The sequence below is a fragment of the Brevibacterium casei CIP 102111 genome, assembly GCF_900169275.1.
Taxonomy (GTDB): domain Bacteria; phylum Actinomycetota; class Actinomycetes; order Actinomycetales; family Brevibacteriaceae; genus Brevibacterium; species Brevibacterium casei.
In genome coordinates this window covers 621650-641300 of record NZ_FXZC01000002.1, presented here as the reverse complement: position 1 = coordinate 641300, position 19651 = coordinate 621650, and the positions used below count along the sequence as shown (strand labels likewise).

Genomic DNA, 19651 nt, shown 5'->3' with positions numbered 1-19651 from the left:
TGATCCATGCGTCTCGTTCCCCTCCTGGGTGTCGCAGCCCTCTCCCTCGCCCTCTCAGGGTGCTCCCTGCTCGGATTGGACGACGACGCCGCGCCGACACCCAAGAAGTCGCAGGAGAAGCCTGCCGCCGAAGTCGACAAGGTCCTCAAAGCCGTCGAGCCGCTGACCGGCGACGAAGAGAAGATCCCCTCGACGAAGGAGTTCTTCGACACGATGATCGACGCCGGATACAAGCCCGATCAGCTCGAGGCCACTCTCGACGCCTCGCCGCTGGGCAATGAGGTGCCCTCGAAGGTCTTCGGTGTGAAGACGAAGAAGGGCTGCGTGGTCGGCGAGATCCGCAAGGGCAAAGCCACTGCTGAGCTCATGCCGCCGACCGAGTCGACCGGGGCGTGCCTCCTCGGCGCGGTCGATCGCCCCGAAGGCGTCGATGCTCCCAAGGGCGAACAGCGCGACCAGGACGGCGACGACAACGGCGCCGGCCACATGCCGGGGGAGAACATCACCGGTGACGACGCGGAGACGAACAGCCCCGAGCCCTCTCAGGGATCCTCGGATTCGGGCGGTTCCTCGTCCGGTGGGGGCTCGTCCTCGAGCGGTTCGGAGGGGTCGTCCGAAGGCTCCTCGGAGGGTGATTCGCCCTCGCTCGGCGGAGGCTAGACCAATTGGCACATGGGGTGCCCAACCGATAATCTGGGGCCACTATGGCCGAATTCATTTACACCATGCACAAGGCGCGCAAGGCGCACGGTGACAAAGTCATTCTCGACGACGTGTCGATGTCCTTCTACCCCGGGGCGAAGATCGGCATGGTCGGTCCCAACGGCGCCGGCAAGTCGACGATCCTCAAGATCATGGCCGGCCTCGAACAGCCCTCGAACGGCGAAGCCCGGCTCAGCCCCGGATACACGGTGGGCATCCTCATGCAGGAGCCGCCGCTCAACGAGAACAAGACCGTGCTCGGCAACGTCGAAGAGGGCGTGGGCGAGATCAAGGCCAAGCTCGACCGCTACAACGAGATCTCCGAGGAGATGGCGAATCCCGATGCGGACTTCGACGCCCTCATGGAGGAGATGGGCAAGCTCCAAGAGGCCATCGACGCCGCCGATGCGTGGGATCTCGACTCGCAGCTCGAACAGGCCATGGACGCCCTCCGGTGCCCGCCGCCGGACGCCGACGTCAGCGTCCTCTCCGGTGGTGAGCGCCGTCGCGTGGCCCTGTGCAAGCTTCTCCTCGAGAAGCCGGACCTGCTCCTCCTCGACGAGCCGACGAACCACCTCGACGCGGAGTCGGTGCTCTGGCTCGAGCAGCATCTCAAGACGTATCCCGGCGCCGTCATCGCCATCACCCACGACCGGTACTTCCTCGATCACGTCGCCGAATGGATCGCCGAGGTCGACCGCGGCCACCTCTACCCGTACGAGGGCAACTACTCGACCTACCTCGAGAAGAAGCAGGAGCGCCTGCAGGTCCAGGGCAAGAAGGACGCGAAGCTGGCCAAGCGCCTCAAGGACGAACTCGAATGGGTGCGGTCGAACCCGAAGGCGAAGCAGACGAAGTCGAAGGCACGCCTCGCCCGTTACGAGGAGATGGCAGCCGAGGCCGAGAAGACCCGCAAGCTCGACTTCGAAGAGATCCAGATCCCGGCCGGCCCCCGCCTCGGCGACATCGTCATCGAAGCGAAGGACCTCGAGAAGGGATTCGACGGTCGCCTGCTCATCGACGGTCTGAGCTTCTCGCTGCCGCGCAACGGCATCGTCGGCGTCATCGGACCCAACGGCGTCGGCAAGTCGACGCTGTTCAAGACGATCGTCGGCCTCGAAGAGCTCGACGGGGGAGACCTCAAGGTCGGCGAGACCGTGAAGATCTCCTACGTCGACCAGTCCCGCGGCGGCATCGACCCGGACAAGTCGCTGTGGGAGGTCGTCTCCGACGGCCTCGACTTCATCCAGGTCGGAGCCGTGGAGATGCCCTCGCGTGCCTACGTCTCCGCGTTCGGCTTCAAGGGACCCGATCAGCAGAAGAAGGCCGGCGTCCTCTCCGGCGGTGAGCGCAATCGCCTCAACCTCGCGCTCACCCTCAAGCAGGGCGGCAACCTCCTCCTCCTCGACGAGCCGACGAACGACCTCGACGTCGAGACCCTGAGCTCGCTCGAGAACGCGCTCCTCGAGTTCCCCGGCTGCGCCGTGGTCGTCTCCCACGACCGCTGGTTCCTCGACCGCGTGGCCACCCACATCCTCGCGTGGGAGGGCACCGACGAGGACCCGGCCAAGTGGTACTGGTTCGAGGGCAACTTCGAAGCGTATGAGAAGAACAAGATCGACCGCCTCGGCGAGGAGGCCGCGCGTCCTCACCGGGTCACCCACCGTCGCCTCACGCGCGACTGAGCACTCAGCCGGCGGGAGCGCACCCCGACCGGTACGGCATCGGGCCCCAGCGGAATCCGCTGGGGCCCGATCGCATACCCGGCTCCGCGTCCGTCTGCCGCGCCGGCGCTGGTCAGGTGCACCGCACTGGCGCCGAGGCGGTCAGCCGTTGCGCCTGCGCGCCCGTCGGCCGCACCGGTTCCGGGTGGTCCGTCGCCCTCAGCGGGCGAACGAGTCGAAGATCCGACGCCACAGGCGGTGGAGGAGGCGCAGCACCCAGCGGACGGCGATCGTGCCGAGGATGCCGATGACGAGGGCGAGCAGGGCGACGACGCCGAGGTGGAGGTCCGTGCGATCGCGGAGCATGAGCAGTGCGATCGAAGTGAGAACGAGACAGAGGGCGACGTTGACGAGCCGGCTGAGGATCGAGGAGAGGATCTCGATCATCGCTGTCTTCTCGTCGCTCACGGGGCGTCCTTGACTCGGACCATGCCCTCTTGGGCGACGGTCGCAAGCAGCTCTCCGTCGTGGGAGAAGATGCGCCCGTAGCCGAGTCCGCGACCGCCCCGGGCGGCCGGGGACTCCTGGACGTAGAGCATCCAGTCGTCGACGTGGACGCGTCGATGCCACCACATCGCATGGTCGAGGCTCGCCACCCGCAGGCCCGGGCTGCCCCACGAGAGTCCGTGCCGGCGCAGCACGGGTTCGAGAAGGTTGAAGTCGCTCGCGTAGGCCAAGGCTGCGGCGTTGAGGACAGGGTCATCGCCGAAGTGGGCGCTGGCACGGAACCAGATGTGCTGCTCGGGCAGCTCGGTGTCGATCGTCGTCGCACCCGGAACGCCGAAGGGCTCGACAGGGCGGATGTCGAAAGGACGCCGGTTGAGCCATTCGGTGACCTGGACGGAATCGACGGCGGCGAGGAGTTCGCGCAGGTCGGGGGAGTCCTCGGGCCCCGGGATCCCGGTGGGCATCGTCTCAGAGTGCTCGAAACCCGCCTGCTCCTCCTGGAACGAGGCGATGAGGGAGAGGATGGGCGCATCCTTCTGGTACGCGTGGACGCGCCGGGCGGAGAACGACCGGCCGTCGCGGAGGCGCTCGACACCGAACTCGATCGGCTCGGCGACATCGCCGGCGCGGAGGAAGTACCCGTGCAGGGAGTGGATGAGCCGGTCGGGCGGCAGGGTCGCGGCGGCGGCGACGATGCACTGAGCGAGAACCTGTCCGCCGAAGACCCGCCCGTCGGGCTTGTACTGGCTGGGGCCGACGAAGAGGTCGGATTCCCTCGGCCCGGCATCGGAGTCGAGCCGACGCAGCTGCAGGAGTTCGTGCAGGCGTGCGACGTTCGCCTCGGCAGGTGTCGGTTGGGAATCGCTCACATGGGCCTCCATGGGCAGGGACGGGTGACAACTCCCGATCCTATCGCGGACATCGTCAGGCGATCGAAGATGGCATCATGGACACATGCACAACGGCACCACGAATCCCCTTCTCGACGATTGCACCAGGGTCCTCCTCGAACTGAGATGGGGTGACATGGATGCCTACGGGCACGTCAACAACGTCACCCAGATGCAGCTGCTCGAGGAAGCCCGCGTGCGTGCCCTCGGCTCGCCCACGCAGAGCCGCGACGCTGTCGCCGCCCCCGGTGCCGCCGAGGTGGTCTCTGGCATTCCGATGCCCGAGGTCTTCGGGGCGGCCTCGGCGACGACCGAACTCCTCGTCGTCTCGCACGCCGTCGAGTACCGCAGCCCGATCGGCTACCGTCCCGGCCCGATCGCCGTCGACCTCGTCATCAGCGATGTCAGTCCCGCCTCGGTGACCATCGGCTATGTCGTCGTCGAACCCGACGGTTCGCGGGTCTACACCGTCGCCGAGACCGTCATCGCCTTCGTCGACCGGACCACGGGACGACCCCGCCGCCTCACGGAGGAGGAGGCCGCGGAACTCTCGGGCGTCGTGCGCGAACCGGTCCGACTGCGGAGCCTGCGGCGATGACGACTCTGGAGATCGCCGATGAGATGGCGTTGCGCGACCTCGTCGCGTTCACGTCCCTTGCCCACCGCCTCGACCGGGACGGGGCGATGCGCCTCCAGGTCGTCTCGTCCGTCCTCGTCGTCTCGGTCGCCCCGCTCTACCCCCACGGCATCGGCGACTCGACCCCGCTCGTGCTCGCGATGCGCATGCAGCAGCTGGCCAGCCCGGAACTCGACGGCCTCGACGAGGTCGTCCCCCTCGCCGGCCTCACCGATCGCTTCGCCCGGCAGGACGGCGGCACCGCTGTGCCGCTGCCGCCGACGACGATGCTCGTCTCCTGGGCGGGCATCTCCCCGCCCCGAGGGCCGTGGGAGAACACGGACGCTGTCACCGCGGAACAGCTGAGGTCGGCCGCCGAGGCGGGGATCGCCGAGGTGGGGGAGGGCACCCCCGAGGGCGCGGGCTCCCATGCGGTCAAGGCCCTGCGGGCCTCGGTGTGGTCCCGGCCCATCGAGGCTGCCGGCGGCACGGCCCTGCCGAGCGGGCTCGCGTTCGCGGCCGACGGCCTGCGGTTCGTTCCGCCGGGCGCCGAGGCGGATGTCCCGGTGATGGAGAGCTCAGGATGGCTGCGCCTCGTCACCCCCGGCGGTCACCTGCTCACCCGGAAGGCGGGCTGAGGGATTCGCCCACGCGAGCGGCGGTCACCTGCTCACCCGACGATCGCGATGATGCCGGACCTGTTCAGGCCCCGGTGCTGTTCGTATTCACCATCGCGGTGGCCGCCCGCTGGAAGTAGTCCCAGAAGAGCTCGTCGTAGAGCGGGGGCAGCGCGACCTCGTCGAGGGCCGCGCGCATGGCCCGCAGCCAGCGGTCGCGGGCGTCGAAGTCGATGGGGAACGGGAAGTGGCGCATCCGCAGCCGCGGGTGGCCGCGCTCCTCCTGGTAGGTCGTCGGCCCGCCGAAGTACTGTTCGAGGAACATCTGCAGCCGGTGCTTGGCGCCGGTGAGCTCGTGGCCCTCCGGGTACATCGCGATGAGCGGCTCATCGGCGGCGACGTTGGCGTAGAAGGCGTCGACGAGGCGGGTGAACGTCTCGTGACCGCCGACCGCTGCGAAGATCGTGTCCGCGCTCGTGTCCTGGCTCATCTCCTGCTTCCCGTCCGTGGACCGTCCCCGGTGGAGGTCCCCTTCGCGCCCGCCCCGGCAGCGCCCGCGCCGGCAGCGTGCTGGGCGGCGTCGCCGGTCGAGGCACCATCGTCGTCGGCGGACTCCCGGTGCGACTTCTTCTCGTGCGCGTCGGCGTCGGTGACCGAATCGTCCATCGACTTGATCCGCACGGCCTCGCTCGGGTCGGGCAGGGTGCGGAAGACCGTCTCCTGGGTGATCGGGATGTGGATGCCGCGACGGTCCATCTGCCGCTTGAGCTCGGCGCGGAAGGCGCGCGCGACCTTCCACTGCTGGTTCGGCTTCGTCTTGAGCACGGTGCGGATGACCTGCGATTCGGCCGACAGGGACTCGACGCCCCAGATCTCCGGCGGTTCGAGGATGGCGTCGGCGATCTCCGGGTCCTTCTCGATCTCCTTCGTCGTGTCCTCGATGACCGAGGCGTACGTCGCGACCGTGGTGTTGTAGGCGATGGGGATGTCGAGGACGGCCCGCGCCCAGCCCTGGGACTGGTTGCCGACGCGGAGGATCTCACCGTTGCGCACATGCCACAGGGTGCCGTCGAGGCCGCGGACCTGGGTGGTGCGCAGTCCGACGTCCTCGACGACGCCGATCGCCTCGCCGAGGTCGACCGAGTCGCCGATCCCGTACTGGTCCTCGATGACCATGAAGAACCCGGACAGGTAGTCCTTGACCAGTGCCTGCGCGCCGAAGCCGATCGCGACACCGGCGATGCCGGCCGAGGCGAGGATCGGGCCGACGTTGAAGTTGAGTTCGCTGAGCACGATGAGGCCGGCGACGATCGCGATGACGATCGACGTCACCGAGGAGAGCATCCGCCCCACGGTCTCCGCTCGCTGTGCCCGTCTCTCCCGGATCGTCGCCTGATCGATGCCGGTGAACTGCGACTCCATCGCCGAGGTGGAGAAGCGCGAGTTCGGCTTCGAACTGTCGACGGTGCCTTTGGCCACGCTCGCGGCGAACCGTCGGATGACGATGCGCATGAGGAAGTTGAGCAGCAGGGCGCCGACGATGACGATCGTCACCCGCAGCGGGACGTCGAGGAGGAAGCTCCAGTCGATCTGCGCGGCGGAGAGCAGGGTGGTCTGCAGTGAGTCAGGTGTCATGATGCCATCGACCCTATCGGCTGTTCTTGGACAGGTCCTCAATGTCGCTGGACGTCCGCTGAGCCGCAAGCGCCCGCTCGGCATCGGCGAGGTTCTCCCGCATCAGCCGCAGCAGACCCTTCGGTGCGGCCGGGTGCTCCTCGAGCCAGGTCCGGGCCGCGGCCACGGTCTGCGCACTCGCCGGCGGGAACAGCCGCAGGGTCATCGTCTGCGCCATCTCGAGCGTGCGGGTCTCCCACCAGCCGGAGATCCGCTGGAAATATTCGGTCGCGAAGTCCTGCAGCGGCGCCTCGGCGGGGATGAGCTCCCCGTCACCGGTCTGCAGTCCCATCGCGAACCCGGCCGCAAGCGCTCCGAGCTCCGAGTTCGGCATCTCGATCTCGTCGATCATCCGGGTGAAGGCGCTCGACTTCGCCGCCGAAGTGGCCCGAGCGGCCCGGGCCGTCGCCGCCTGCCGCTGGCCGGTGGCGCTGGGATCGGCGGCGGCCATGTCCGCAATCGCCGATTCGTCGACCGCATCGTGGTTGGACAGGGCGATGAGCAGCTCCCACCTCAGATCGGTGTCGATCGTGATGCCTCCGACCTCCTGCGCGTCGAGCCACGTGCGCAGCGTCTCGATCTGCTCCTCGGACTCCGCATGGCGGATGATCCCGCGGAAGAACTGGAACGCCTGGTCCGTGCCCGCAGGGGCCGTCTCGAAGAGCTCGCCGAGGCGGTCGGCGATGCGCGTGTGGGCTTCCGCGCGCTCGGCCGGGGGCAGGTAGGCCCCGACCGCGGTCTCGAGCTGACGCATCTGCGTGAGCAGGCCCGAGGAGTGGGTGATCGCGGCGAGGTGGCTCAGCAGCGTGTCGATGTAGTCCCGGGCAGGGATCTCTGCATCGCGCACCCCGTCCCACAGCGTGCTGAGCACGAGGAGCTGGGTGAGCGAGTCGTCGAAGTCCGACAGCCGTGCCGTCGCGGTCGCCAAGCTCTCGGCATCGAACCGGACCTTCGCATACGTGAGGTCGGCGTCGTTGACGACGATGACTGCCGGCCGGGGCACACCGACGGCCTCGGGCACGTCCGCCTCGGCGGAGTCGAGGTCGAGGGGGAAGGTGTGAGTGCGCACGAGGCGCCCCTCGCCGTTGTCGGAGTAGAAGCCGATCGCCAGGCGGTGCGGGCGCAGGGACGGCTCCGGCTGTCCTTCGATCGCCCACGGCTTCTGGGTCACCGTGAGCCGCTCGACCACCTCGGCGCCGGAGTCGGCGGAGGGACCGTAGGCCACGTCGGCTTCGATGAGGTTGACCCCGGACTCCTCGAGCCAGAGCTTCGACCATGTCGTGAGGTCGCGCCCGCTCGTCGCCTCGAGTTCGCGCAGCAGGTCGCCCAGCTCCGTGTTCGACCACGCGTGCGTGTCGAAGTAGGTCTTCAGGCCCGCGAAGAACTCGGCGCGGCCGACCCAGGCGACGAGCTGCTTGAGCACCGAGGCGCCCTTGGCGTAGGTGATGCCGTCGAAGTTGACCTCGACGTCGGCGAGGTCCTCGATGGGGGCGACGATGGGGTGGGTGCTCGGCAGCTGGTCCTGCCGGTACGCCCAGGACTTCTCGATCGTCGCGAACGTCGTCCAGGCATCGGAGTACTTCGTCGCCTCGGCCGTGGCCAGCGTCGACATGAACTCGGCGAAGGACTCGTTGAGCCACAGGTCGTTCCACCAGCGCATCGTCACGAGGTCGCCGAACCACATGTGGGCGAGCTCGTGGAGGACGGTGACCGTGCGGCGCTCGACGAGTGCCTCGGTGGGCCGGGAGCGGAAGATGTAGTTCTCGAGGATCGTCACCGCACCGGCGTTCTCCATCGCCCCGGCATTGAACTCGGGGACGAAGAGCTGATCGTACTTCTCGAACGGGTAGGGCACCCCGAACTCGCGTTCGAAGAACTCGAAGCCCGCGCGGGTGACGGCGAAGAGGTTCTCCGCGTCGAGGTGCTCGAAGAGGGACTCACGGCAGTAGAGCCCGAGCGGCACGGGCTGTCCGTCGGAGGAGACGAGCTCGGAGTGGACGCTGCGGTAGGGGCCGGCGACGATCGCGGTGATGTAGGACGAGATCGGGGTGGTCGGGGCGAACTGCCACACGGCCATGTCCTCGGCCGCGGCCTCCTCGGCGTCGAGGTCGGAGAGGATCTCCGCAGGGTCCCCAGGGGTCGGGGTCGGAGAGTTCGAGACGACCGTCCACTGCTCCGGGGCGATGACGGTGAAGGAGAACGGCGCTTTGAGGTCGGGCTGCTCGAAGACCGGGAAGACGCGGCGAGCATCGGGGACCTCGAACTGGGAGTAGAGGTAGACCGCGTCGTCGATGGGGTCGACGAAGCGGTGGAGGCCCTCACCGGTGTTCATGTAGAAGAAGTGCGCGTCGATGACGAGTTCGTTCTCCGCGGCGAGCCCGGCGAGGGTGATGCGGGAGGGGGAGACGACCTCGCCGATCTCGAGGTCGAGCCCGTTGAGCTGGACGCGTTCGACGCTTGCGGTGATCGCGTCGATGAAGGTCTCGGATTCGGGATCGGCGGTGAACCGGATCCGGGACCGGACGCGGAAGGACTCGCCGACCCCGGTGAGGATGAGGGTGTGCTCGTAGCTCTGCACGGTGATGTGGGACGAACGCGACCTGGCTTCTTCACGGGTGAGGTTGTACTGGGGCACTGGCTGGCGACCTCCGCATCGGGTCCGGGTGTGTTTCTCGTCATTCTGTCATGGACGCCCGGTGACGCGGACCCATGGGACGGGTGGGCGCCGACTTGGTAGATTGGCCTCGGAGATCGCGGAGGCCGCTGCGGCCCCCGCCGCCGCTGAGAACGAGGAGTGAGAATGAGCAGAGAGACCCTTGACCTGTGGTTCGACACGGCGTGCCCCTGGGCGTGGATGACCTCCCGGTGGGCCCTCGAGGTCGCGAAGGTCCGCGATGTCGACGTCCGCTTCCACCCGATGAGCCTCAACATCCTCAACCGGGATCGTGAGCTGCCCGAAGACTACCGGGAGCTCATCGACCGCACCCTGGGACCGATGCGCGTGGTCACAGCGGCGATCGCCGAACACGGGGAGGAGATCGCCGAACCGCTCTACACCGCGATCGGCACCCGCATCCACCCCGGTGGGGAGAAGGACTTCGACAAGGCCGTCGCCGAGGCGCTCGCTGAGCTCGATCTTCCGGCCTCCCTGATGGACTACGCCGACCGCGACGACTACGACGCCACCCTGCAGGCCTCCCACGACGAGGCGCTCGCGCTCGTCGGCGACGACGTCGGCACCCCGGTCTGCCGGGTCGCCGGCACCGCGTTCTTCGGTCCCGTCGTCACGCCCGCTCCGAAGGGCGAGGATGCCGGTCGCCTCTTCGACGGCGTCCTCGCCGTCGCCTCGACGCCGGGCTTCTTCGAGCTCAAGCGCACCCGGGACCAGGGTCCCGTCTTCGACTGACGAGACCGCCGCCCAGGGGCGGCGTCCATTTCCCGGGGACTCCCGGGAACCACCGCAGCCCGGACAGCCCGGGACCCGCACCCCGGCCAGGCCGGGAACGAAAGGAACATGATGAAGGTCCACCTCGGAACCGACCACGCTGGGTTCGAGTTCAAGGAGATCCTCAAGGGCCACCTCGGCGAGGCCGGCTATGAGGTCATCGACCACGGTGCGCTCGAGTACGACGCCCTCGATGACTACCCGGCGTTCTGCATCGCCGCCGCCCAGGCTGTCGTCGACGATCGGGCGGCGGGCCTCGACTCGCTCGGCGTCGTCATCGGCGGCTCCGGCAACGGGGAGCAGATGGCGGCCAACCTCGTCACCGGGGCGCGGGCGGCACTGGCCTGGAATCCGGAGATCGCCAAGCTCGCCCGCGAGCACAACGATGCGCAGATCGTCGCCGTCGGAGCCCGCCAGCATTCGGAGGCCGAGGCGCTGGCGATCGTCGATGCCTTCCTCACCACGCCGTTCTCCGGCGACGAGCGGCACTCGCGACGCATCGGCATCATGGCCGCCTACGAGGACGACGGTCAGGCCGGGCTGTGAACATCGCGGGCGCGAGGGCCGGTGTGAGGGGCCGGTCATGAGGATCGAGGGGGCGGTGCTGCGGGAGATGCGGCGCCCGCAGCCCTATGCCGACTCGCGGCCGCTGACGATCGAACCGCTCGACCTCGACGACCCGGGCCCCGGCGAGGTCCGCATCCGGCTCACCGCCGCCGGGGTCTGCCACTCCGACCTCTCCGTCGTCGACGGCAACCGCCCGCGGCCCCTGCCGATGCTCCTCGGTCACGAAGGCGCTGGCGTCGTCGAGGCCCTCGGCGAGGGGGTCGACGACCTCGAGATCGGCGAGCAGGTCGTCACGGTCTTCCTGCCCCGCTGCGGGGTGTGCGCCAACTGCCTCACCGACGGCAAGCTGCCGTGCATCCCCGGCAGCGCGACGAACGCGGCCGGCACCCTGCCCTTCGACGGACACAGGGTTCGCCTCCACGACGAGAAGGGCGCCGAGGTGCTCCACCACCTCGGCGCCTCCGTGTTCGCCACGCACGCCGTCGTCAACCGGGCCTCCCTCGTGCCCGTCGGCGACGATGTGCCCGCCCCGATCGCCGCGGTCCTCGGCTGTGCGGTGCTCACCGGCGGAGGGGCCGTGCTCAACGCGGGAGCCCCCGGACCTGAGGACGAGGTGATGATCGTCGGCCTCGGCGGGGTCGGGATGGCCGCCCTCATCACGGCGCTCTCGATCGAGACCGCCGGCGTCATCGGCGTCGATGCCAACCCCGACAAACTCGAGGCTGCGAAGGAACTCGGAGCCGTCGAGGCGTACACTCCCGAGACCCTGGGGGAGCGGAAGGCCCCGATCGTCATCGAATGCGTCGGTCATCCGCGCGCGTTCGAGACCGCATTCGCGGCCACCGCCGTCGGCGGGACGACGGTCACCGTCGGCCTGCCCTCCCCGGACGCGGAAGCCCGCATCACCCCGGTGACGCTCACCGCCGAGGCCCGCACGGTCGTCGGGTCCTACCTCGGTTCGGCCGTGCCCAGCCGGGACATCCCGATCTACGCGCAGCTGTGGCGGGAGGGGAAGCTGCCGGTCGAGGAGCTCATCTCCGACACCGTTGCGCTCTCCGAGATCAACACGGCCTTCGACGCCCTCGCCGAGGGGCGCGTCATCCGGCAGGTCATCGACTTCACCCGGTGAGTCGACCGGGCATCGACGCCACGGCGTGAGGCGGCAGGTCATCGACGTCACGCGGTGATCCGGACGGGATCATCGCGACGGCGCCGTCAGTCCGGCAGCGGGATCCGGAGGATTCGATCGTCGCCCGGTGCTGGGCTTCCGCGACCGTCCGTGTTGTTCGTGAGCATCCACAGCTGTCCGTCGGGGGTGGTGACGACATCGCGGAGGCGTCCGTACTCGCCCTGGTAGCGGGTGCGGGACTGGGAGAGGTCGGAGACCGGCACTTCGCGCAGAACCTCTCCGCGGAGGTTGGCGATAAGGATCGTGTTTCCGGTGATCGTCATGCCGCTCGGGCTCGCCTCGCCGGTCGACCACTGCTGCACCGGATCGATGTAGTCCGACCCTTCGCCGGGGTCGGCCATGCCCTCGACGTCCGGCCAGCCGTAGTTGCCGCCGGCTTCGATGATGTTGAGCTCGTCCCACGTGTTCTGCCCGAACTCGCTCGAGAACATCCGTCCGGTCTCGTCCCACGCGATGCCCTGCGGGTTGCGGTGGCCGAAGGAGTAGACCGGGGAGCCGGGAAAAGGATTGTCCTCGGGCACCGATCCGTCGGGGTCGAGGCGGAGGATCTTCCCCGACAGCGCCTCGCGGTTCTGCGCGGATTCGCGGTCGCCGGCATCGCCGACCGTCGCGTAGAGCTTGCCGTCGGGGCCGAAGGCGATGCGCCCGCCGTTGTGGTTGCCGGCCTTCGGGATGTCGTCGAGGAGCACCTCGGGGGAGCCGAGGGCGAATGAGCCGGGTTCGCCGTCGAGGGGGAAGCGCACGATCCGGTTGTCCTCGGCCGCGGTGAAGTAGGCGTAGAGGAAGTCCTCGGCTGTCGCGAGGCCGAGCAGACCGCCTTCGCCGGCGGCGGCAACCCCGGGAACGGTCCCGACCTCGCGCGCCTGAGCGGGAGCCGTCTCGGTGAGTTCGAGGATCCGCCCCGAGTCGCGTTCGCTGACGAGCGCGACGTCGCCGGCGAATGCGATCGACCAAGGGGCGGCGAGTCCCTCGACGACGGTCTCCGGTTCGGCGATGTCCGGGGCCCCCGCCGAGGCGGTCGGGTCCGCCGAAGTCGAACCGTCGGCAGGCGCCGATTCGGGGCCATACCCTCGGTCGGAGTTCGGAGTCGTGCAGGCCGACAGGACCAGGGTGAGAGCGGTGGCGAGGGCGGCGCATCGTGTCGGCGCGGTGCTGCCGGAGCGAGAGCGGGTTCTGCTCAGCGCGCCGGTGCGGGGCCGTGTCGTGGAGGTGCGCAACCGTGTCGTGGAGATGAGGGGGCGGGGAGATGCGGACGAAGGCGCCATCGCGGGTCCTTTCCCGGGTGGTCGGAACACCATTGTCGCCGACGAACCCACCGCAGGGCGAGACCCCGGATCGCGACGAGAAGAGCCGTCCGGACCCTCTGGTCCGAACGGCTCACATCGTCGGGATGACAGGATTTGAACCTGCGACCCTCTGTTCCCAAAACAGATGCGCTACCAAGCTGCGCCACATCCCGCGACGGAATCAATCTAATCACACCCGCACAGCCTCTGCCCAATGTCTGCGGCGGTGGGTGAGACACGTCACGAAAGGGCGATTTGGCGGCTGGTGAGGACCTCGGATATAGTCATACTCGCAGCACGGGGATGTAGCTCAATGGTAGAGCCTCAGTCTTCCAAACTGATGGTGCGGGTTCGATTCCCGTCATCCCCTCCACCGCCGGTCGGACCACCTGGTCCGGCCGGTTTCTGCATTCCCGGACGCTCTGCTCTGGTCCGCCGACGCTTCCGCGCGATAGTCTGACGCCCACCCCGGTCACTCGTCGCGGCGGCCCGTGCCGCGCCCGTCGTCTCCTGCAGAGAGGCATCCATGGCCCCCGGATCCGCCCAGCGTCCCCTTGCGCGCCGCCGCGTGCTCACCGGGGCCCTCACCGGAGCCGGGCTCTTCGGCATCGGACTCGCCGCCCCGGGGCTGCCTGCCCGGATCGAGTCCCTGAAGAAGTCCGATCCCGTCCGCTCGGTGGCCGCCGCCTACGTCTCCGACGACGAACGCGCCGCCCTCACCTCTGCGGCCGCCCGCGACCTGCCGCCGCGCTCCCGGGTCCTGCCGGGAACCGGCACCCGTGCGGCCGCCGAACGCGAACGCGACTTTCTCGCCGTCGCCGCGCCGTGGCTCGCGAAGGTTCCCGAGCGCCTCGTCGACCTCGCCGTCTCCGCGCTCCTCGACCTCTGGATCCTCAGCGACGACCTGCCCGGACCGGTGGCGAGCTGGTCAGGGGCGTGGCGCTACATCTGGCCGCGCGACACGGCGTTCGTCGCCGCCGCCCTTGCCGCAGTCGGGCATGCGGAGCTCGCGTGGGGCCAGCTGCGCCACCTCCAGGCCCTCCAGGGTGAGGACGGATGGTTCGCCGCCCGCTACGACCCGGAGACCGGGTCCGTCCCCGACGACCGTGCGCCCCAGCTCGATGCCGTCGGTCTCGTCCTCTGGTCCATCGCCGAGGTGGCCGCCGCCTCAGAACCCGAAACGCCCGCACCGGCGCCGGCGCGCTCACTCTCCGAGCTCGAGCCGATGATCGACCGCTCGGCCACGCTGCTCGACGAGCTCACCGGCAGCGGTCGCACCCTGCCACCCGTCTCACCCGACTACTGGGAGGTCGGGGAGGGCCGGATCACCCTCGGCATCGCCGCGCCCACCCTCATCGGACTCCGCGCTCTCACCTCCCTCGGTGACGCGGGCACGGCCGAGCGCCTCGGCGAGAGGACAGCGGTCGCGGAAGCGTTCGCGGAGACGTTCGCCCGCACCTTCGGCGCCGGAGGACTGCAGCGCTATCCGAGCTCCGGCGGTTTCGACTCCGCGGCGGCTTACCTGCCCGCTGCGGGGATGGGACCCGACCTCGTCGATGCCGCGGCTCTCGACCGGATGGGCGAGCGGCTGCGGCAGCCCGCAGGCGGCATCCGACCGGGGACCGGCTGGATCCTCGACGACGCGAGCTGGACCCCGTCGACCTCCCTGCTCGCCCTCGCGTACGCCCGCCTGGGGGAGCGTGCCCGCGCTGAGGCGGTCCTCGACTGGCTCGCCGGTCATCGGACCGCGTCCGGTTCGCTGCCGGAGAAGGTCGACGGCGAGGGGACTCCGGTCTCCGTGGCGCCGCTGGCATGGACGGCCGCGAACGTCGTCCTCGCCCTCGACGCACTCCGCGGCTGAGTGGGGCTGTCCGCACCGGCGATTGCGCCGGGCGCGAACCCGGGTCCGGCCGCCTCGGCGGGTTTCGTGTTTTGGCGCTCGGGTCAAGTAGGATGGGTGACTGCATTGCGCGGACATGGTCCATGTCCGTCCACTCACCGGTCCCATGGCCCTGCAGGGTTGTGCCGACCCCGAGCATGACTGTCGATTCTGAAAGGTCACACTGTGAAGAGCTCTGTCGAGCAACTCGACCCGACCCGGGTCAAGATCAGCGTGGAAGTCCCTTACGCCGAACTCAAGCCGAGCGTCGACGAGGCCTACAAGACCATCGGTGCCCAGGTCACCGTTCCCGGTTTCCGGCAGGGCAAGATCCCCGCGCGCATCATCGACCAGCGCATCGGACGCCCGACGGTGATCCAGGAAGCGATCAACAACGGACTCGACGGCTTCTACCGTGACGCGGTGGAGGAGAACGACCTCAAGCCGCTCGGCCAGCCCGAGGTCGAGATCTCCGAGGTCCCCGGCCTCGACGGCACCGAGGACGGCGACCTCGTCTTCACCGTCGACGTCGACGTCCGCCCCGAGATCACCCTGCCCGCCTACGACTCGATCACCGTCGAGGTCGACCCCATCGAGGTCACCGACGCCGACGTCGAGAACGAGCTCGAGCAGCTGCGCTCGCGCTTCGGCACCCTCACCGCTGTCGACCGCCCGGCCGCCAAGGATGACTTCGTCACCCTCGACCTCGTCGCGAAGATCGACGACGAGGAGATCGACTCGGCCTCCGATATCTCCTACCAGGTCGGCGCCGGCACGATGCTCGAGGGCATGGACGAGGCCCTCGAAGGCCTCTCCGCCGAGGAGTCGACGACGTTCGAGACGACGTTCGCCGGCGGCGAGCACGAAGGCGAGTCCGGTGCTGTGACCGTCACCCTCAAGGCCGTCAAGGAGCGCGAGCTGCCTGAGGCCGACGATGACTTCGCCCAGCTCGCCAGCGAGTTCGACACGATCGACGAACTCCGTGAGGACCTCAAGGTCCAGGCCGGCAAGCAGAAGGAGTTCGCCCAGGGTGCCGAGGCCCGTGACAAGGTCCTCGAAGCGATCATCGCCGCCGTCGACGTGCCGGTCCCGGCCAAGATCGTCGCCGACGAGGTCGAGCGCCACCTCGAGTCCGAGAACCGGGTCGACGACGACGAGCACCGCGCCGAGGTCACCGAGGAGACCGAGCGCAACCTGCGCACGCAGTTCGTCCTCGACGCCATCGCCGAAGCCGAGAACGTCGAGGTCACCCAGCCCGAGCTCATCGAATACCTCATCTCCGCCTCGCAGCAGTACGGGATGAACCCGAACGAGTTCGCGCAGATGCTCGACAACTCCGGCCAGGTCAACGCCCTCGTCGGCGAGGTCTCCCGGCGCAAGGCGCTCGCGGCGGCACTGGCCGGCGCGGTCGTCAAGGACACCGACGGCAACGTCGTCGACATGGAGGAGTTCACGACTCCCGCCGAGGAGTCCGCTGACGACGCAGCCGACGACGAGGCACCTGCCGCAGACGAGGCGGACGACGCTGAGCAGAAGTGACCACTGACCGCCTCGGCGAGTGAGTGCGACGGCGGGCACGGGGAGACCCGGGCCCGCCGTTTCGTCATTCACACCCCTCGCCGAGGCGGTGGCGGAGTACCCGCGCACACTGGATCACCCCCGTATCACGCTGAGGGCGAACACGGGTGAGCGGGGGGACTAAAAGGGACTGCCGACCAGTTAGAGTCCATAGCAACCGATCACGACCAATCAGGAGAGAAACGTGAGCGCACACGACATGACAGCGCCCGTCGGCCTCGACGCCGGTGGGGGCATGGGCCTCGACGACCACATCTTCAACCGTCTGCTCAAGGAGCGGATCATCTGGCTGGGCTCGGAAGTGCGTGACTCCAACGCCAACGCGATCTGCGCGCAGATGATGCTGCTGGCAGCCGAGGATCCCGACTCCGACATCTGGCTCTACATCAACTCGCCCGGCGGCTCGGTGACTGCGGGCATGGCGATCTACGACACCATGCAGTACATCAAGCCCGACGTCGCGACCGTCGCCATGGGCATGGCTGCCTCGATGGGTCAGTTCCTGCTCTCCTCCGGCGCCAAGGGCAAGCGGTACGCGACCCCGCACGCGCGCATCCTCATGCACCAGCCGCTCGGCGGCATCGGAGGAACGGCCACGGACATCAAGATCCAGGCCGAGCTCATCCTCCACATGAAGAAGCAGATGGCTGAGCTCACCGCCGAGCAGACGGGCAAGTCGCTCGAGCAGATCCTCAAAGACAACGACCGCGACCACTGGTTCACCGCCGAGGAGGCCCTCGAATACGGCTTCATCGACGATGTCGTGACCCAGTCGTCCGAAGTCACCGACAACTGACGGGAAGACAGGGAAGAATGAACTCGATGAATCTCATGCCAGGCGGGGCCGCGGGCCAGATGCCGGTCTCACGGTACGTCATGCCCCAGTTCGAGGAGCGCACGCCCTACGGCTTCAAGCGCCAGGACCCGTACACCAAGCTGTTCGAGGATCGCGTGATCTTCCTCGGCGTGCAGGTCGACGACACGAGCGCCGATGACATCATGGCGCAGCTGCTCGTCCTCGAATCGCAGGACCCCGACCGCGACATCACCCTCTACATCAACTCGCCGGGCGGCTCGTTCACCGCGCTCACCGCGATCTACGACACGATGCAGTACATCAAGCCGGAGATCCAGACGGTGTGCCTCGGCCAGGCAGCCTCGGCCGCGGCAGTGCTGCTCGCCGCGGGCACCCCGGGCAAGCGCCTCGCTCTGCCCAACGCCCGCGTCCTCATCCACCAGCCCTCGATGCAGGGCCAGGGACAGGGGCAGGCCTCGGACATCGAGATCCAGGCCGCCGAGGTGCTGCGGATGCGCCAGTGGCTCGAGCAGACGCTCGCGAACCACTCGAACAAGACGGCCGAGCAGGTCTCGAACGACATCGAACGCGACCTCTTCCTCACCGCCGAGCAGGCGAAGGACTACGGTCTCGTCGACCAGGTGCTCACCTCCCGCAAGGGAGTCTGATTCCCCGCAGGGGAGTCTGACCTCCCGCCGGGGAGTCCGAGCACTCTCGCAGCGGGCCCGGGCGATCACTGATCGCCCGGGCCCGTTCGTCGTCCGCGCACGGTCGGACCATACCGTCCGACCAGGCGTGTCGGCCCCGGGCGCCCGGGACGTGACGACACACCGTGTGACACCGCGCAGGGACTGTGTCAGTGTCATGTGGGAAGCTATTGAGGTACAGGAAACACGAGCGGTAGAGTTGGGGCCAAGTGCCCTGGCGAAAGGTTGTGACAGTGGCTCGCAGTGCGGACGGAGCAGATCTGCTCAAATGCAACTTCTGTGGCAAATCACAGAAGCAGGTTCGGAAGCTCATCGCCGGACCTGGGGTGTACATCTGCGATGAATGCATCGGCCTGTGCAACGAGATCATCGAAGAGGAGCTGAGCGAGTCGACGGCCGACCATGCCGAGCTCGAACTGCCCAAGCCGCGGGAGATCTTCGACTTCCTCCACGAGTACGTCGTCGGACAGGATCCGGCGAAGAAGGCCCTCTCGGTCGCCGTGTACAACCACTACAAGCGCATCCGCGCTCTCCAAGGCAGTGACGATGCGAAGACGCTCGGGTCGTCCGAGTCCGACGTCGAGATCTCGAAGTCGAACATCCTCCTCGTCGGTCCCACCGGGTCCGGCAAGACCTACCTCGCCCAGACTCTCGCGAAGCGTCTCAACGTCCCCTTCGCCGTCGCCGATGCGACCGCGCTCACGGAGGCCGGCTACGTCGGCGAGGACGTCGAGAACATCCTCCTCAAGCTCATCCAGGCCGCGGACTTCGACATCCAGCGCGCCGAGCACGGCATCATCTACATCGACGAGATCGACAAGATCGCCCGCAAGTCCGAGAACCCGTCGATCACCCGTGACGTCTCCGGTGAGGGCGTGCAGCAGGCGCTGCTGAAGATCCTCGAGGGCACGCAGGCCTCCGTGCCGCCGCAGGGCGGACGCAAGCACCCGCACCAGGACTTCCTCCAGATCGACACGACGAACGTCCTCTTCATTGTCGCCGGTGCCTTCGCCGGGATGGAGGAGATCGTCGCCGGTCGCAAGGGCAAGCACGGCATCGGCTTCGGAGCGCTGCTCCAGTCGAAGAACGACGACGAGGACCTCTACGCGGACATCCTGCCCGAGGATCTCCTCAAGTTCGGCCTCATCCCCGAGTTCATCGGTCGCCTCCCTGTCCTCGCCACGGTCTCCAACCTCGACCGCGCAGCACTCATGTCGATCCTCACCGAGCCGAAGAACGCCCTGGTCAAGCAGTATCAGCGGATGTTCGAGTTCGACAACGTCGAGCTCAGCTTCGAGACCGAGGCCCTCGAGGCGATCGCCGACCTCGCGCTCCTGCGCGGCACGGGTGCGCGCGGACTGCGCTCGATCATGGAAGAGGTCCTCCAGCCGATCATGTTCGACGTGCCCTCCCGTGAGGACGTCGCCGAGGTGGTCGTGACCAAGGACGTCGTCGAGAGCAATGTCGCCCCCACCCTCGTTCCTCGGGAAGAGACGCGGACGCGCAAGAAATCTGCCTGAGCGTGTCACGCGCA

General features: G+C 68.3%; 18 protein-coding genes and 2 tRNA genes. 13 read left to right on the top strand and 7 right to left on the bottom strand.

Going from position 1 to position 19651, the window contains the following annotated elements:
- Nucleotides 1-6: 6 nt before the first annotated feature.
- Entirely contained in the window at nucleotides 7-660 is a 654-nt protein-coding gene (locus BC102111_RS06635) for a DUF6993 domain-containing protein (protein WP_095375851.1), read from the top strand.
- A 44-nt stretch (nucleotides 661-704) separates the two neighbouring features.
- Entirely contained in the window at nucleotides 705-2387 is a 1683-nt protein-coding gene (gene ettA, locus BC102111_RS06630; protein ID WP_009375351.1) for an energy-dependent translational throttle protein EttA, read from the top strand.
- Nucleotides 2388-2585: 198 nt separating this feature from the next.
- Here ettA and BC102111_RS06625 read toward each other — a convergent pair whose 3' ends face one another.
- Nucleotides 2586-2834, bottom strand: coding sequence for a hypothetical protein (locus BC102111_RS06625; protein WP_063249742.1), 249 nt, complete (start codon nucleotides 2832-2834; stop codon nucleotides 2586-2588).
- Nucleotides 2831-3742: an acyl-CoA thioesterase gene (locus BC102111_RS06620; protein ID WP_063249816.1), complete on the bottom strand. Its 912-nt coding sequence runs from the start codon at nucleotides 3740-3742 to the stop codon at nucleotides 2831-2833. The genes BC102111_RS06625 and BC102111_RS06620 overlap by 4 nt, the downstream gene beginning before the upstream one ends.
- Nucleotides 3743-3827: 85 nt before the next feature.
- Between BC102111_RS06620 and BC102111_RS06615 the strand changes: the two genes are divergently transcribed.
- Complete coding sequence (locus BC102111_RS06615) at nucleotides 3828-4361, top strand: acyl-CoA thioesterase (RefSeq protein WP_095375852.1); 534 nt, start codon at nucleotides 3828-3830, stop codon at nucleotides 4359-4361.
- Nucleotides 4358-5017, top strand: a complete 660-nt coding sequence (locus tag BC102111_RS06610; protein WP_095375853.1) for a DUF8185 domain-containing protein — start codon at nucleotides 4358-4360, stop codon at nucleotides 5015-5017. The genes BC102111_RS06615 and BC102111_RS06610 overlap by 4 nt, the downstream gene beginning before the upstream one ends.
- A 64-nt stretch (nucleotides 5018-5081) precedes the next feature.
- On the opposite strand, the gene BC102111_RS06605 is transcribed toward BC102111_RS06610, so the two are convergent.
- From BC102111_RS06605 to pepN, 3 genes are read right to left on the bottom strand one after another with little or no spacing between them, the layout of a single operon-like run.
- Nucleotides 5082-5486, bottom strand: a complete 405-nt coding sequence (locus BC102111_RS06605) for a globin (protein ID WP_063249748.1) — start codon at nucleotides 5484-5486, stop codon at nucleotides 5082-5084.
- Nucleotides 5483-6631, bottom strand: coding sequence for a mechanosensitive ion channel family protein (locus BC102111_RS06600; RefSeq protein ID WP_063249749.1), 1149 nt, complete (start codon nucleotides 6629-6631; stop codon nucleotides 5483-5485). The genes BC102111_RS06605 and BC102111_RS06600 overlap by 4 nt, the downstream gene beginning before the upstream one ends.
- Nucleotides 6632-6644: 13 nt before the next feature.
- The gene (gene pepN, locus BC102111_RS06595) at nucleotides 6645-9305 is read right to left on the bottom strand and encodes an aminopeptidase N (protein ID WP_095375854.1); all 2661 of its coding nucleotides are present in this window, start codon (nucleotides 9303-9305) and stop codon (nucleotides 6645-6647) included.
- A 165-nt stretch (nucleotides 9306-9470) separates the two neighbouring features.
- Between pepN and BC102111_RS06590 the strand changes: the two genes are divergently transcribed.
- From BC102111_RS06590 to BC102111_RS06580, 3 genes are all read left to right on the top strand, one after another.
- Nucleotides 9471-10076 (top strand): mycothiol-dependent nitroreductase Rv2466c family protein, encoded by a 606-nt coding sequence (locus tag BC102111_RS06590; protein WP_009375375.1) that lies wholly within the window; start codon nucleotides 9471-9473, stop codon nucleotides 10074-10076.
- A 111-nt stretch (nucleotides 10077-10187) separates the two neighbouring features.
- Nucleotides 10188-10661: a ribose-5-phosphate isomerase gene (locus BC102111_RS06585; RefSeq protein WP_009375377.1), complete on the top strand. Its 474-nt coding sequence runs from the start codon at nucleotides 10188-10190 to the stop codon at nucleotides 10659-10661.
- A 37-nt stretch (nucleotides 10662-10698) separates the two neighbouring features.
- Complete coding sequence (locus tag BC102111_RS06580; RefSeq protein WP_009375379.1) at nucleotides 10699-11811, top strand: alcohol dehydrogenase catalytic domain-containing protein; 1113 nt, start codon at nucleotides 10699-10701, stop codon at nucleotides 11809-11811.
- Between the two features lie 86 nt (nucleotides 11812-11897).
- On the opposite strand, the gene BC102111_RS06575 is transcribed toward BC102111_RS06580, so the two are convergent.
- Together BC102111_RS06575 and BC102111_RS06570 are read right to left on the bottom strand one after the other, a co-directional pair.
- Nucleotides 11898-13136 carry a PQQ-dependent sugar dehydrogenase gene (locus tag BC102111_RS06575; protein ID WP_095375855.1) on the bottom strand — a complete coding sequence of 413 codons (1239 nt, stop codon included), beginning with the start codon at nucleotides 13134-13136 and terminating at the stop codon, nucleotides 11898-11900.
- A gap of 120 nt (nucleotides 13137-13256) precedes the next feature.
- A tRNA-Pro gene (locus BC102111_RS06570) sits at nucleotides 13257-13330 on the bottom strand.
- A gap of 126 nt (nucleotides 13331-13456) precedes the next feature.
- Here BC102111_RS06570 and BC102111_RS06565 point away from each other — a divergent pair.
- The 6 genes from BC102111_RS06565 (at nucleotide 13457) to clpX (ending at nucleotide 19637) form a co-directional block, all read left to right on the top strand.
- Nucleotides 13457-13530: transfer RNA gene (locus tag BC102111_RS06565), tRNA-Gly, on the top strand.
- Between the two features lie 153 nt (nucleotides 13531-13683).
- A complete protein-coding gene (locus tag BC102111_RS06560; RefSeq protein ID WP_101623864.1) occupies nucleotides 13684-15018 on the top strand; it encodes a glycoside hydrolase family 15 protein in 1335 nt (444 codons plus the stop codon).
- A gap of 204 nt (nucleotides 15019-15222) precedes the next feature.
- Nucleotides 15223-16575: a trigger factor gene (gene tig / locus BC102111_RS06555; protein ID WP_009375385.1), complete on the top strand. Its 1353-nt coding sequence runs from the start codon at nucleotides 15223-15225 to the stop codon at nucleotides 16573-16575.
- 238 nt (nucleotides 16576-16813) lie between these two features.
- On the top strand, nucleotides 16814-17410 hold the full coding sequence (locus tag BC102111_RS06550) for an ATP-dependent Clp protease proteolytic subunit (RefSeq protein ID WP_009375387.1): 597 nt from the start codon (nucleotides 16814-16816) through the stop codon (nucleotides 17408-17410).
- A gap of 26 nt (nucleotides 17411-17436) precedes the next feature.
- The gene (locus tag BC102111_RS06545; protein ID WP_040340976.1) at nucleotides 17437-18078 is read left to right on the top strand and encodes an ATP-dependent Clp protease proteolytic subunit; all 642 of its coding nucleotides are present in this window, start codon (nucleotides 17437-17439) and stop codon (nucleotides 18076-18078) included.
- A gap of 272 nt (nucleotides 18079-18350) precedes the next feature.
- Entirely contained in the window at nucleotides 18351-19637 is a 1287-nt protein-coding gene (clpX, locus tag BC102111_RS06540; RefSeq protein WP_009375390.1) for an ATP-dependent Clp protease ATP-binding subunit ClpX, read from the top strand.
- Nucleotides 19638-19651 lie beyond the last annotated feature (14 nt).